The 13,318-nt window shown below is 65.5% G+C and carries 12 protein-coding genes; 5 read left to right on the forward strand and 7 right to left on the reverse strand.

Annotated features, from left to right (window positions below; translation table 11 throughout):
• The coding region (locus tag WS89_RS10730) for a hypothetical protein (RefSeq protein ID WP_218921293.1) at positions 1 to 433 on the forward strand (433 nt) is incomplete at its 5' end.
• An 88-nt stretch (positions 434 to 521) separates the two neighbouring features.
• On the opposite strand, the gene WS89_RS10735 is transcribed toward WS89_RS10730, so the two are convergent.
• From WS89_RS10735 to WS89_RS33720, 4 genes are all read right to left on the reverse strand, one after another.
• Positions 522 to 935, reverse strand: a complete 414-nt coding sequence (locus WS89_RS10735) for a DUF3331 domain-containing protein (protein WP_257128157.1) — start codon at positions 933 to 935, stop codon at positions 522 to 524.
• A gap of 17 nt (positions 936 to 952) precedes the next feature.
• Entirely contained in the window at positions 953 to 1,189 is a 237-nt protein-coding gene (locus tag WS89_RS10740; protein WP_082741840.1) for a hypothetical protein, read from the reverse strand.
• A complete protein-coding gene (locus tag WS89_RS10745) occupies positions 1,176 to 2,129 on the reverse strand; it encodes an AraC family transcriptional regulator (protein ID WP_059790908.1) in 954 nt (317 codons plus the stop codon). Before WS89_RS10745 ends, WS89_RS10740 begins: the two co-directional genes overlap by 14 nt.
• A gap of 167 nt (positions 2,130 to 2,296) precedes the next feature.
• Entirely contained in the window at positions 2,297 to 2,452 is a 156-nt protein-coding gene (locus tag WS89_RS33720; RefSeq protein WP_156440538.1) for a hypothetical protein, read from the reverse strand.
• A 364-nt stretch (positions 2,453 to 2,816) separates the two neighbouring features.
• Here WS89_RS33720 and WS89_RS10750 point away from each other — a divergent pair, with 364 nt between their 5' ends.
• The 4 genes from WS89_RS10750 to WS89_RS10765 all read left to right on the forward strand — a co-directional run bounded on the left by WS89_RS10750 (position 2,817) and on the right by WS89_RS10765 (position 9,757).
• On the forward strand, positions 2,817 to 3,167 hold the full coding sequence (locus WS89_RS10750) for a BON domain-containing protein (RefSeq protein ID WP_059790910.1): 351 nt from the start codon (positions 2,817 to 2,819) through the stop codon (positions 3,165 to 3,167).
• Between the two features lie 372 nt (positions 3,168 to 3,539).
• Positions 3,540 to 6,779 carry an efflux RND transporter permease subunit gene (locus WS89_RS10755; protein WP_059790911.1) on the forward strand — a complete coding sequence of 1,080 codons (3,240 nt, stop codon included), beginning with the start codon at positions 3,540 to 3,542 and terminating at the stop codon, positions 6,777 to 6,779.
• Between the two features lie 52 nt (positions 6,780 to 6,831).
• Positions 6,832 to 8,265, forward strand: coding sequence for an efflux RND transporter periplasmic adaptor subunit (locus WS89_RS10760; RefSeq protein WP_059790913.1), 1,434 nt, complete (start codon positions 6,832 to 6,834; stop codon positions 8,263 to 8,265).
• Positions 8,266 to 8,296: 31 nt separating this feature from the next.
• Positions 8,297 to 9,757: an efflux transporter outer membrane subunit gene (locus WS89_RS10765; protein WP_059790915.1), complete on the forward strand. Its 1,461-nt coding sequence runs from the start codon at positions 8,297 to 8,299 to the stop codon at positions 9,755 to 9,757.
• Positions 9,758 to 9,912: 155 nt separating this feature from the next.
• On the opposite strand, the gene WS89_RS10770 is transcribed toward WS89_RS10765, so the two are convergent.
• The 3 genes from WS89_RS10770 to WS89_RS33730 all read right to left on the reverse strand — a co-directional run bounded on the left by WS89_RS10770 (position 9,913) and on the right by WS89_RS33730 (position 12,789).
• Positions 9,913 to 11,682 (reverse strand): ShlB/FhaC/HecB family hemolysin secretion/activation protein, encoded by a 1,770-nt coding sequence (locus tag WS89_RS10770; protein ID WP_059790917.1) that lies wholly within the window; start codon positions 11,680 to 11,682, stop codon positions 9,913 to 9,915.
• A gap of 646 nt (positions 11,683 to 12,328) precedes the next feature.
• Positions 12,329 to 12,553, reverse strand: coding sequence for a hypothetical protein (locus WS89_RS33725; RefSeq protein ID WP_156440539.1), 225 nt, complete (start codon positions 12,551 to 12,553; stop codon positions 12,329 to 12,331).
• A complete protein-coding gene (locus WS89_RS33730) occupies positions 12,550 to 12,789 on the reverse strand; it encodes a hypothetical protein (protein WP_156440540.1) in 240 nt (79 codons plus the stop codon). Before WS89_RS33730 ends, WS89_RS33725 begins: the two co-directional genes overlap by 4 nt.
• Positions 12,790 to 13,318 lie beyond the last annotated feature (529 nt).

The following is a 13,318-nucleotide window of genomic DNA, read 5'->3' on the forward strand; positions in this document are numbered from 1 at the left end:
GGCCGGATATAGAGCTGCAGCCCATCCTGTCTGTCGGAACACACGAAAACTGTTGCAAACGGGACGCGTTCATATAGTCTCCATGAAGCCGATCGTCATCCGCCCGTTGAAAACGCTTTGCCTGTCGAGCGCCGTGGCGCTCGCCGCGTGGGTCGTATGGGCGGCCCAGTCGCCGCGGTTCTTCGACACGATCGAGGCGGTCGGCTCGGATACCGAATTGCCGCTCGAACGCATGGCGAGCGGCAGCGCATTCGTCGCCAACCAATCGCCCGCCGCGCACGCGCTCGTGCGCATGCCCGCCCACCTGCCCGCATGGAATGCCGCCGGCTACGCCGATCCGCCTCGCCAGGCCCCTGTCGACAAGCAGCTCGGCCACGCCGATCGAGCGCCCGGTTACCGGCACTCGATCAACGATTCGAAAGACTGGACATGATGCGACAAGCACCGGCGCGATGCGGGGCAGTCCGGCACCGCGCCGGCACGTGCGGGGCGACGGCTGGCCCGCACGGCCCCGCGTGCGCTCAGGCCGCTTGCTCGATCTGCTCCAGCACCGACGCCAGAATCATCGCGCCTGCATTGAGCGGCACCGGGCGGGTCGGCCGCGGCCGGTAAATCGAATCGCCCGGCTCGACCGGACGCCCGCTTACCGCGCATACGCCGCCGACGCGCGCACGCGCCGTCTGCCAGACCTGGTCGCCATACGAGCAATGCGTCGCATCGCGCCACGCGATCGATACGGTCGTCGCGGTCTGGCGCTCGACGAAACTGACGGCTACCGTGCGCCGCGCCGACACCGCAGACGGCTTGTGCCTCGGATCGGGGCCGGTGCGCGTGCGGCGCGCTTCCCGAGGCCGCGCGGCCGCACGCACGTCGCGCGGTGCACACAGTTGCGTGAGCAAACCCAGCGTCTGCGTCCACGGATCGATGTCCGTCATGTTCGTTCGACTCTCCATCACCGTTCCTCTCCGTTGCGTGAACCCATCGTGTTTTCCCGCCGCGCGCCGTGCATCAGCGCCGCTGCGTGCCGGCCCGATACGTCGCCTGCGCGGATGGCGCGCGGCGCGACGGCATCGCGCATCGGAGCCGGCTGCGGCAGTCGCCCGCGGGTGTCGTCATGCGCGCCGGCGCCGCCGCACAGAAACGCCTCGCTGATCGCGAGGAACGCGCGAATCCGCTCACCGTTCTTCATGGGCACCCGTCCTCCAGCAGCACGGCGTGGCGCCGACGAAGCGCTTGAATACCGTCGTGAAATGCGCCTGCGAACGGAATCCGCTACTCAGCGCCACGTCGAGCACGTTGTGCCGCGATTCGAGCAGCAATTGCTGTGCGCGTTCGATCCGGCGGCGCATCAGGTATTCGTGCGGCCGCAGCCCCGTCGCATGACGAAACTGCGCGGCGAAGTGCATGCGCGTGAGGCCGGCGCTGCGCGCCATGTCGGCCAGGCCGATCGGGTCGGCGAGATGGGTGTCCACGTATTCGACGACACGCCGCATCCGCCACGACGGCAACTCGGCCGTCCGCCGCGCATCGCGCTGCGGCGCCGAGAAGTGACGGGCGATGACGCGCGACACGATCGCGAGACCGACGCCGTCGGCGAACACCTTGCCGAGCGCGCCGTCGCGCGTGTGCGACACCGCGAGCGCCTGGCCGAGCCGCTCAAGGGCCGGGTCGCGGATCAGGCGCGGATCGTCGATGACGACATCGCCCGACGGCGGCCGGCCGAACAGGTCTTCGTAGCATTCGGCAAGCACGCGTTGCGACGCGAACAGGTGCAGCACGTCGCTCGCGCCGTGGAACACGGCCCGGCATGGCACACCCGGCGCGGTGATCTGCGCGGTGCCCGCCGTCAAACGTCCGTCGACCAGCACGCGGCCCGCATGCGCAAACGTCAGCGACGTGCATTTGAGGCTGATGCCGATGCAGTGCCATCGGTCGCTGCCGTCGCTCGACACGGCGACAGACGTCGACTCCTTTCGCGTCCACCGCGAAAGCGCCATATCGGCCTGCGGCGCCACGCCGGGTTCGCGCCATGCGCGCTCGACGTTGATCGGATCGTGCGAGGCCGGTTGCCGACCGCACGCGTCGACGTCATGAACGGAACCTGAGAGATTCGGCAAGGAAAGCATCATGATGGTTATCCGAAAAAGATCGTAAGACGATGATCGGCAGCGGTGCGCCGCGTCGACTCAACGGTAGCGAATCGGTACCGCGCGGGCCAGCCGTACATAGGGATGCACGAAAACGACAATCGATGGGGCGCGTCATATCGAGGTTTAATGACGCGAAGCGGACACCTTCAGGCGATTTCGCGGGCACCACGCAGCGTGCCGCCCGCATGCCGCCGCCGCACGCCGGCATCGCCACCGATCGAACGGGGCATCGATCCGGCCAACGCCTTCATACTTTCGTATAGTCCGGCGATGCGTTCGGCTGGTGCGGTGACGCCCGACATGGACACAGTCTCGAAGCCCGGCAAGCGCGCATTCAACCCGCAACGGCGAACGCAGGTTTTCCGATAGGCACGAACGCAACCGCGCGGTTCGCGCCACGACCGGATACGGCGCGCCCGCTCCGTGCCAATGGACAAACCGGCGTGCGCTGCGGCAATCCTGCCCGGCGCGCAAACCCGATACTCCAGTTGCCCGAACGACGACGATATCGATGCGCGGCGCGGCGCAGGCACCGTCTCGCGCCTGTCCGACACGGCGCCCCGGTCGCACCGCAATCGCACCGGTATGTCGCGGGCGGGAATCTCCACACGCGCACGGGTCGGGCATCGACGCCCGTCTCGGCGCCACGTTCAACGAGAGGAAAACATGCGCCCCATCAAGCTCGCCGTATTGGCCCTGATCCCGCTGCTCACGGTGGCGACTGCCGCAGTCGCACAGGACACGGCCGCCGCCTCGGCATCCGCCGTATCGACCGCCGGCAAGAAACAGCTCCGCCGCGCTAACTGGCACACCGAAACCCGGGTCCGCAAGGCACTGACGTCGACACGCGGTCTCGCGACGTCGGACATTCGCGTCGTCGCACGCGCAAACACGATCACGCTCGACGGCACCGTTCCCGAACAAGCGCAGATCGAGCTCGCGCAAACCGCGGCGCAGACCGCCGCGCCGGCGAAGTCGGTGGTCAACCACCTGTCCGTGAAGGAACCCGGACATTGACGCACGCATGACGGCGCAGGCATGCACCGCCACGGACGGCGCGATCGCGAACGCGCGCACGACGGCGATCTCGGCAATGCGGACAGGTTTCATCACGACACGCTCCTGACGGGTTCGACGCAGCGCATCGACGATGCGCCGCCGGCAGCATGGCCGCGGCGCGGGCTGCCTGACGTGCGCATTCTCGGTAAGGCGCCCGCGCGGAGTGCTGACCGGCGGATGACAAATTTGAAATCCGCGACCAATGCCGCCCCGCCCCCACAGATAACGACTTCGTAATCCTCGAGTCAGGGTCGGGTCAACGCCGCGCCGGCAGACTGCACGCTCGTCGCATCGAATGCGCATCCGAGCCCTGCTTCGAGGAGCACCATCATGTGGATCGTCCGGCTGGCGTTACGCAGGCCTTACACGTTCGTCGTACTCGCGCTGCTGATCTTCATCGCGGGACCGCTCGCGCTGCTGCGCACGCCGACAGACATCTTCCCGAGCATCGACATTCCGGTCGTCAGCATCGTCTGGTCGTACAACGGCTTCTCCGCGGAGGACATGGCCAAGCGGATCACGTCGAACTACGAACGCGCGCTCACGTCCGACGTCGACGACATCGAGCACATCGAGTCGCAGTCGCTGAACGGCGTGTCGGTCGTGAAGATCTTCTTCCACCCGGGCGCCGACATCAATCGCGCGATCGCGGAAGCCGCGAGCAACGCCGCGTCGATCCTGCGCATCCTGCCGCCCGGCACGCTGCCGCCGAACATCATCACGTACAACGCGTCGACGGTGCCGATCCTGCAGCTCGGGCTGTCGAGCGACACGCTCGCCGAGCAGCAGCTGTACGATCTCGGCAACAGCTTCATCCGCACCCAGCTCGCGACCGTCCAGGGCGCGGCCGTGCCGCTGCCGTTCGGCGGCAAGATCCGCCAGATCGTCGTCGACCTCGATACGCGCGCGCTGCAGGCGAAAGGGCTCGCACCGATCGACGTCGTCAACGCGATCAATGCGCAGAACCTGATCCTGCCGGGCGGCACCGCGAAAATCGGCACGCACGAATACAACGTGCAGATGAACGGCAGCACGCAGACGGTCGCCGCGCTGAACGACCTGCCGGTGAAGACGATCGGCGGCAATGTCGTGTACGTGCGCGACGTCGCGCACGTTCGCGACGGCTACGCGCCGCAGACCAACATCGTGCGGGCGGACGGCAAGCGCGCGGCGCTGCTGACGGTCGAGAAAACCGGCAGCGCGTCAACGTTGACGATCATCGACCAGGTGAAGGCGATGCTGCCGAAGATCGCGGCCGGGCTGCCGAAGGCGCTGCACATTGCGCCGCTCGACGATCAGTCCGTGTTCGTGAAGGCGGCGGTCCAGGGCGTCGTGCGCGAAGCGCTGATCGCTGCCTGCCTGACCGCGCTGATGATCCTGCTGTTTCTCGGCAGCTGGCGCGCGACGCTGATCATCGCGGTCACGATCCCGCTCGCGGTGCTCACGTCGCTGCTCGCGCTGTCCGCGCTCGGCCAGACCATCAACATCATGACGCTCGGCGGGCTCGCGCTCGCGGTCGGGATCCTCGTCGACGACGCGACCGTCGCGATCGAGAACATCACGCATCATCTCGAGCTCGGTGCGCCGCTCGAGGACGCGATCCTGACCGGTGCAGGCGAGATCGCAGTGCCGACCTTCGTGTCGACGCTGTCGATCTGCATCGTGTTCGTGCCGATGTTCCTGCTGACGGGCGTCGCGCGCTATCTGTTCGTGCCGCTGGCCGAGGCCGTGATCTTCGCGATGATCGCGTCGTACTTCTTCTCGCGCACGCTGGTGCCGACGCTCGCGATGGCGCTGATGCGCGCCAAGGGGAGCGGCCGGCCGCCGCGTGGCGCCTTCGCACGCATCGCGCGTTTCCAGGCGGCGTTCGAGCATCGCTTCGAGGCCGTGCGGCTGCGCTATCGCGCATTGTTGTCCGCGGCGATCGCGCGGCGCCGCCGCTTCGCGGCCGCGTTCCTGCTCGCATGTGTCGCATCGACGGGCCTCTACGCGTTCGCCGGGCAGGACTTCTTCCCGTCGGTCGACACCGGCGAGATCCGCCTGCATCTGCGCGCGCCGACCGGCACGCGGATCGAGGAAACCGCACGGCTGACCGACGAAGTCGAAGCGAAGATCCGCGGCGTGATTCCGGCGAACCAACTCGCCGGCGTGCTCGACAACATCGGCGTGCCGGTCAGCGGAATCAACCTCACGTACGATTCGTCGGACCCGATCGGCACCGAGGACGCCGACGTGCTCGTCACGCTGAAGCCGAATCACGCGTCGACCGCCGCCTACGTCGCGACGCTGCGCAACGTGCTCGCGCAGTCGTTCCCCGGCGTGACGTTCGCGTTCCTGCCGGCCGACATCGTCAGCCAGATCCTCAATTTCGGGTTGCCGGCGCCGATCGACATCCAGATCGTCGGCAACAAGCTCGACCAGAACCGCGCGGTCGCGAATGCATTGCTCGCGAAACTGCGCGGCGTGCGCGGGCTCGTCGACGCACGCATCCAGCAGCCCGGCGACGAACCGGCGATCGACGTGAACGTGGACCGCACGAAGGCGATCCAGGCGGGCCTGCAGCAGCGCGACGTCGCGCAGAACCTGTTGATCGCGCTGTCCGGCAGCTCGCAGACGACGCCGAACTTCTGGCTCGATCCGCGCAACGGCGTCAGCTACCCGGTGCTCGTGCAGACGCCGCAATACACGGTGAATTCGCTGCAGTCGCTCGCGAACGTGCCGCTGCCCGCCGGCACCGCGAGCACGCCGCAGACGCCGGCTGGCGGCCCGGCCGCGGGCGCGTCCGCGCAGAACCTGCTCGGCGCGCTCGGCACGTTCTCGCGCTCGACCCAGCAGGCCGTGGTGTCGCACTACAACGTGCAGCCGGTGCTCGACATCTTCGCGGCGGTGCAGGGGCGCGATCTCGGCGGCGTCACGGCCGACGTGACGAAGCTCGTCGACGCCGCGCGCGCACAACTGCCGCCCGGCTCGTCGATCGTGCTGCGCGGCCAGGTGCAGGCGATGCACGAGTCGTTCTCGGGCCTGCTCGGCGGCCTCGCGCTCGCGATCTCGCTGGTCTACCTGCTGATGGTCGTGAACTTCCAGTCGTGGCTCGATCCGCTCGTGATCGTCGGCGGGCTGCCGGCGTCGCTCGCCGGCATCGCGTGGATGCTGTTCGTCACGGGCACCACGCTGTCGGTGCCCGCGCTGACCGGCACGATCCTGTGCATCGGCATCGCGACCGCGAACAGCATTCTCGTCGTGAACGCGGCGCGTGAGCTGCTCGCGGCCGGCGCGCCGCCGTGGCGGGCCGCGCTCGACGCGGGCTTCAGCCGCTTCCGGCCCGTCGTGATGACCGCGCTCGCGATGCTGATCGGCATGTTGCCGATGGCGCTCGGCCTCGGCGACGGCGGCGAGCAGAACGCGCCGCTCGGCCGCGCGGTGATCGGCGGCCTCGCGTTCGGCACGTGCTCGACGCTGCTGTTCGTGCCGGTGCTGTTCGGCTTCGTTCACGCGTGGCTCGCGCGGCGCCGCGACGCCGCGGCCGCGCGACCCGCGCAGCACGCGCCCGACACGCCAGCGCTGCGTTGAGTGCAGACGGCCGCCCCCTCTCATCCTTCGATTCGCCCGACCCGGACCCATCATGAACGACTCGATCGAACCCGTCGCCCCGCCGCCCACCGCCGAAGCGGCCACCGCACCCGCAGCCGTGCCGCCCGCCGCGCGCGGCGCCGCCCCCGATACGCCGCCGCCCCGCCGCGCCCGCAAGCTCGCCGTGCCGCTCGCGGCCGTCGCGCTCGCCGCCGCGCTGCTCGCGCTCGGCATCGTGCCGCGTATCGATGCACGCGCCGCGCAGCGTGCGCAGGTGGCCGCGCAGCAGGCGCTGCCGGTGTCGGTCGTCGTGCCCGGCGTGGCGCCGGCCGACCAGACGCTGACGTTGCCCGGCTCGGTGGCGCCCTATGCGGACGCGTCGATCTATGCGCGCACGAGCGGCTACGTTGCGCACTGGAGCGCCGATCTCGGCACGCACGTGAAGGCCGGCCAGACGCTCGCCCGGATCTCGGCGCCCGATCTCGACGCGCAATTGCGCCAGGCGCGCGCCGACGAAGCGAGCGCGCAGGCGAACTACGACTATGCGAAATCGACCGCGCAGCGCTGGCAGGACATGCTGAACACGCAATCGGTCTCGGAGCAGGACACCGACACGAAGGTCGCGGACATGAACGCGAAGCGCGCGATGCTCGCGTCCGCACAGGCCAACGTCGCGCATCTTGCCGAACTCGTGTCGTACGAGTCCGTCACCACGCCGTTCGACGGCGTGATCACCGCACGCAACGTCGACGTCGGCACGCTGGTCACCGCGGGCGGCACGCCGGGCAGCCCGGGCCTGTCCGGCGAACTCTTCCATCTCGAACAGACGGACACGCTGCGCGTGTTCGTCGACGTGCCGCAGGACAGCGCGGCCGGCGTATCGACCGGCACGCCGGTCTACCTGACGACGCCGCAGTATCCGGGGCGGCGGCTTGCCGCGCGGGTCGCGCGCAGCGCGGGCGCGATCGATCCCGTCACGCGCACGCTGCGCGTCGAGATCGACGTCGACAACCACGATGGCGCGCTGATGCCCGGCGCGTATGCGCAGGCGCATCTCGCCGTGCCGAGCGCGGCGCCGGCGCTCGATCTGCCGGTCAGTGCACTGCTGTTCCGGCCGAACGGCGTGACGATCGCCACCGTCGGCGCGAACGGCCGAACCGCGCTGAAGACCGTGCAGATCGGACGCGATTTCGGCACGCGCGTCGAAATCGTCGCGGGGCTCGCGGCAACCGATCGCGTGATCGACAACCCGGGCGATGCGATCACGGCCGGCGAAGCCGTGAAGATCGTGTCGACCGCGCACGATGCGGCGCCGGTTGCTGCCTCAGCTGCGCGCCCCGCGCAACCTGCCTCTGCCTCTGCCTCTGCCTCTGCCTCTGCCGCCGCCGCCGCCGCCGCGCGCGGCGCGCCGCCGATGCGTGCCGTCGGCGCCGATGGTGCCGCGACGGCCGCATCGGCGCCGGTCTCGGCGCCCGCGCGCGGCTAACTCATCGACGACGACTCACGAGATATCCGCCATGCGCTTCCTTCACCCGCTCCCGTTCGCTCGCCGCGTCGCCGCGCTCGGCGCCGTGGCCGCACTGACCGCCTGCTCGACGCTGCCGCCGTATTCGCCGCCCGCCGTCGCGGTACCCGCGCACTACGCGGGCGCACCGTCCGCGTCGGCCGGCTGGCGCACGGCGAACCCGGCCGACGCCGCCGCGCGCGGCGCCTGGTGGACCGTCTTCGACGATGCCGACCTGAATGCGCTCGAAGCGCGCGTCGACGTGTCGAACCAGACGGTGAAGAAAGCCGTCGCCGAGTTGCAGCAGGCGCGCGCGACGGTCGACTATCAGCACGCCGGGTTCCTGCCGACGATCACTGCGGGCGCCGCGCAAAGCCGCGCGCGCGTGTCGCAAAACCGGCTCGGCTCGTCGCTTGCCGGCAAGGCGACGCCCGACTATCAGGCGGGCGTGGCCGCGAGCTGGGAACCCGACGTGTTCGGCCGCGTACGCGACGCGGTGACGGGCGCGCAGGCGGACGCCGCCGCGAGCGCGGCCGATCTGCAGGCCGTGAAGCTGTCGGTCACGGCCGAACTCGCGACCGACTATTTCGCGCTGCGCTCGCTCGACACGCAGAAGCAACTGCTCGACGACACCGTGCGCGCGTACACGGACGCACTGACGCTGCTCAAGCGGCAACTCGCGGCCGGTGCGATCGATGCGTCGGCGGTCGCACAAGCCGAGACCCAGCTCGAATCGACGCGTACGCAGGACACCGATATCGACGCGTCGCGTGCGCAGTTGCAGCACGCGATCGCGACGCTCGTCGGCGAGAACGCGTCGACATTCGTGCTGCCGCCGCGCGTGCAGGCGTTCCACGTGCCGGCCATTCCGGCCGGCGTGCCGTCGCAACTGCTGGAGCGGCGGCCCGACATCGCGGCGGCCGAGCGCCGTGTCGCGGCCGCGAACGCGCGGATCGGCGAGGCGCGCGCGGCGTTCTTCCCGGATCTCGTGCTGTCGGCGAGCGTCGGCCTCGAGAGTTCGTTCTTCGCACCGTGGCTCACCGCGCCGAGCCTGTTCTGGTCGCTCGGCCCGCAGCTCGCCGGCACGCTGTTCGACGGCGGCCGCCGCAGCGCGTCGCTGCGCGGCGCGCACGCGCAATACGACGGTGCGGTCGCCGACTACCGGCACACCGTGCTCGTCGCGTTCCAGCAGGTCGAGGATCAGTTGTCGGCGCTCGACGCACTCGCGTCCGAAGCCGACAGCCAGCAGCGCGCGACCGACGCAGCCGATCTGTCGCTGCGGCTGACGACGAATCGCTTCAACGCGGGCGCCGTCAGCTATCTGGACGTGGTGACCGCGCAGACGATCGCGCTGACGAATCGGCGCACGGCCGATCAGATCGACGCGCGCCGGATCGAGGCAGAAGTCGGGTTGCTGAAGGCGTTGGGCGGTAGTTGGCAGGCTAGCGTGGGTGCAGGCACGGATGCGTTGTAGTCGCCACACACCGCGATTCCCACGGTCAAATCACCCGCCCCATTCCTTCGTCAGCAACGTAAGCCCGCGCTCGGCGGCAACCTTAACCAGACGGGCATATGCAGCGTCGTGCTTGCGACGCGTACGGGTCGGAGACGTGTCTCGACTCATCACGTTCAGAACTGGGCCGTCACCTGAAAACCGACCGTGACACGCGCCGTGGGGAATCCGGACGGCTTGTAGATCGGCGTGCCGGCGAACAGGTCGTAGCCGTACCCACCGAAACGCGTCGCGACGCTGCCTTTCACGCCGATCACCGCACCTGCCAGTTGCGTACCCACCAATGCCACCGGTTGCGGGCCCCATACACGACCGTAGTCAATGCCGGCATAGACTGCTTGCCCGGTCTGCCCGATCGGCGCCTGCAGTTCGTTGCGCCAGTAAAAGCCGCGCGCCGCGGCGAGCATCGTTTCGCCGTCGAAACCGCGCACCGTGTAGCGGCTGCCGATCGTCAGGTCATCGATGTAGTACAGCGTGTTGCCGGTGTACTGGCCGTGGAACGTCGTGACGTACCGGAACGGCTGCTGCGCAATCGCGAACGGCACCGACAGGTTCGCGTCGAGCACGGCCATCTTGAACCGATAGGTCGGCCCACTACCCACCGCCAACGTATCTTCCTGAGCCCCCAATCCACCAATACCTTGCCGATATGCAAGCGAGCCATCGAACTGCGCGCCGCCGAAGTAGTGACGATCGGTCAGGCCGAGCTCGATCATCGTGTTATTGCGGCGCTGCTGCGAGATTTCGGTATCTTCGATAAAGCTCTGTCCGAAACGACGCGACAGGCGAGCGTACGCACCGAACACATCATTCTGGCTACGGGCAAGCACTCGGGCCAGCTTGAAATCGACCGTCTTTGAATTGCCGCTCGCCACGAATGTTTGATTCACGCCGGCGATCTGTTGGTAGTAGGTGTTCGTGTACGCGGACAGCGTCGCGGTCCAGTAGCCCCACGGGATTGAATAGAAACCGTTCCAACCGTGCGAGCCAAGGCGCTTGTCACCGAGTTCAAGGTCTTGACTCGCGCCGATGTTGAAGATGTCGTTCAACCCGAGCGGGTTGTCGATACCGAGCGACAGGTTGCCTTGCAGCTTGCCGGTAGCGCGGGTACCCGAGTTGTCGATCGACGCAACAACCGTCCAGGGCTTGCCGCGTTTCACGTCGAGCACGACGTCGCTCTCGCCGGGCACGTCGGCCGGCACAATCTGCATCGACACGTCCTGGCTCGTCACGCGCTTCATTTGCTCGAGTCCCTGTTCCAAGTCGCGCAGGTTCAGGAGTTCGCCGTCGCCAGTCGGGAAGGCGGTCTTCCAGGCGCCACGCAATTTCTCGTCGGAGAAGCGCACGTGTCGAACCATGCCGGGAATCAGCGATAGTTTCAGCATCCCGCTCGACAGGTCTTGCTCAGGAACAAGCACGCGCGTGGTCACGTAGCCGCGCGACAAAATCGCTGCAGAGATGCCCTTGACGATCGTATCGACACCTTGCTTGCCGACACACTGGCCCGCATAGTGGGCGAGCCATTCGCGCGCAAAGGCGAAACGATCCATCGGCAGCGCGGATGCGCCTGCCGATTTCGTGGCGGCCGGCAACGAGTCCGGCACGTCGAACGTAAAGCGGTCGATCCGGAAGCACGGCTGTTCGCTCGGTAGTAATGGATACATTTCGACGCGCGGTACGTCTGAACGCACAGAAGGGGTCCGCAGCGCTGCGTCGCGCTGTTGCGCGTCGCGTTGCTGCTGTGCTTGCCGATCCTGTTCAGCATTCGCGCGAGCGGCGGCAGCTTGATCGGCAGGTGACGGCGCTTGTTGTGCCTGCACTGCAAACGGCGCAAGAGCAAAGATCGGCAGCCAACGTACACGACGGGAGTACCGTGTCGATTTCATTGTCAATTTATTGTTGCCAGAACGGTTGACCTTCCAGCGCATCGTACTCAGCCAGTGGTTTCTTCTGATCACGATATAATCCCGGAAAATCCGCAATTACAAATCGAACAGGATTGTAGATATTAAATTCATCAAAAATAATTTTTACCGAATTGCATGCCTGCCCGGCTCAACCAAGATATTTCCAAAAAATATATCACTCAAACCACTCCAATTCAAATCAAGGCACGCGATGAATGAATTATTTTACATTTCACACCAATCAACTGAAGATGCCGACATCTTCATAAAAATTTGCCTTGCTTGACGTGTTAAGACTTGAACCTCACCTAGATTCTTCTAAGCGAATATATGGTCGATACAATCGATCCGTTAGTAGAGCCCAATCTAGCCCCGGACGCCTTCCCGCGACGAATACATCAAGACATTAAAAAAGAATCTCACATCCAATATAGAGCCAAGCTCATACATGGAGCACCCTCCGTGAAAATAAATTTTTCTCATGGCAACAACTCTTTAAATCGGATCAAATCAATCTTAACTATGTCGTTATTTTTTTATGAAAATTAGAAAACAAAACCCAACGTGTCGTCAAGACCAGCGACGCTCCCCGTGTTACGCTGAAGCACGTCGCGAGAGCCGAGCGTCACGGATTATTCATCAACTCTTTGATACCTTGATCTATCAATGATTTGAACTCTTGTAAATTCACGCGCCACGCTCGGGCATTCTCGGGCCCGTACAATTCAATAACGTAATCACACCCCGGCTCCTTCGATATTTCTGCGAGTTGCTTGGCTTCAAACCATATTTCATAAACCAAACTATCTCGATCCACAACGCTTGCTACCTGCGCAGTCAAAGCACTCATTTCGGCGGCTCCATGAAACCAATGAATTTACCATCGCCATAGTAACGCACCCTTCGACCACCAGTTGCCGCAATATCAACCACGTTACCAAAGCGCCCTGTCTCGCGCTGCGTCACCGTACGTCCGGGATCATTCAGGATGCTACAAACAATTTGCTGCCCTTGTTCATTGATTTCTGCTGGACTACTCTTTGCATTTGGAAACGCGCTATCCGTATGCTTGCCATGTTTTTGCATTTTGCTGCATCGGAAATATCGCTAACGCTTTTTCCACCAATCGTTGAATTCGATTGACCGTCTCCATTTCCACCACTCGACAAAACAGACCCGCCCGGCGTCACGACAGGGGCAGCGTTCACAGTCAGACACAAGACACCGATCTACACGGTACAGCACCTACCATAACCGTGGCCCCTGCTGGCCCGCTCGGCGTCTTCGGTCCGCCACCGAATTCGCCACGTCACGCGGCAAGTTCTTCGCGTCTTCTCCGAAGCCCAGTCGACGAATGCATCAATTCACTCGGTTCCTCCTGCACGATTTGGCGATATCGAACATCAGATCAATCCAGGATCTACAATTCTTTCAACCACTTAATCGACGATGCCTCCCGGTATGCGTATACAGACTCAAATTGAAACGACAATACCCAATTGCACGCATTTGTTTTCGAAAACTCCTCGAGAAAACTGCGCATTTGCGACTTACAACGCTCCAATTCAGATATTACATATACGAATGTCATTTCTGCACCGACTTCCCAGTCGCA

This window comes from Burkholderia sp. MSMB1072, from assembly GCF_001524725.1.
Classification (GTDB): domain Bacteria; phylum Pseudomonadota; class Gammaproteobacteria; order Burkholderiales; family Burkholderiaceae; genus Burkholderia.

What these genes read in the sequence shown, in the direction of transcription:
- WS89_RS10735 (WP_257128157.1), bottom strand. Translation starts at nt 935, where the DNA reads ATGACGGACATCGATCCGTGGACGCAGACGCTGGGTTTGCTCACGCAA.
- WS89_RS10740 (WP_082741840.1), bottom strand. Translation starts at nt 1,189, where the DNA reads ATGAAGAACGGTGAGCGGATTCGCGCGTTCCTCGCGATCAGCGAGGCG.
- WS89_RS10745 (WP_059790908.1), bottom strand. Translation starts at nt 2,129, where the DNA reads ATGATGCTTTCCTTGCCGAATCTCTCAGGTTCCGTTCATGACGTCGAC.
- WS89_RS33720 (WP_156440538.1), bottom strand. Translation starts at nt 2,452, where the DNA reads ATGTCGGGCGTCACCGCACCAGCCGAACGCATCGCCGGACTATACGAA.
- WS89_RS10750 (WP_059790910.1), top strand. Translation starts at nt 2,817, where the DNA reads ATGCGCCCCATCAAGCTCGCCGTATTGGCCCTGATCCCGCTGCTCACG.
- WS89_RS10755 (WP_059790911.1), top strand. Translation starts at nt 3,540, where the DNA reads ATGTGGATCGTCCGGCTGGCGTTACGCAGGCCTTACACGTTCGTCGTA.
- WS89_RS10760 (WP_059790913.1), top strand. Translation starts at nt 6,832, where the DNA reads ATGAACGACTCGATCGAACCCGTCGCCCCGCCGCCCACCGCCGAAGCG.
- WS89_RS10765 (WP_059790915.1), top strand. Translation starts at nt 8,297, where the DNA reads ATGCGCTTCCTTCACCCGCTCCCGTTCGCTCGCCGCGTCGCCGCGCTC.
- WS89_RS10770 (WP_059790917.1), bottom strand. Translation starts at nt 11,682, where the DNA reads ATGAAATCGACACGGTACTCCCGTCGTGTACGTTGGCTGCCGATCTTT.
- WS89_RS33725 (WP_156440539.1), bottom strand. Translation starts at nt 12,553, where the DNA reads ATGAGTGCTTTGACTGCGCAGGTAGCAAGCGTTGTGGATCGAGATAGT.
- WS89_RS33730 (WP_156440540.1), bottom strand. Translation starts at nt 12,789, where the DNA reads ATGCAAAAACATGGCAAGCATACGGATAGCGCGTTTCCAAATGCAAAG.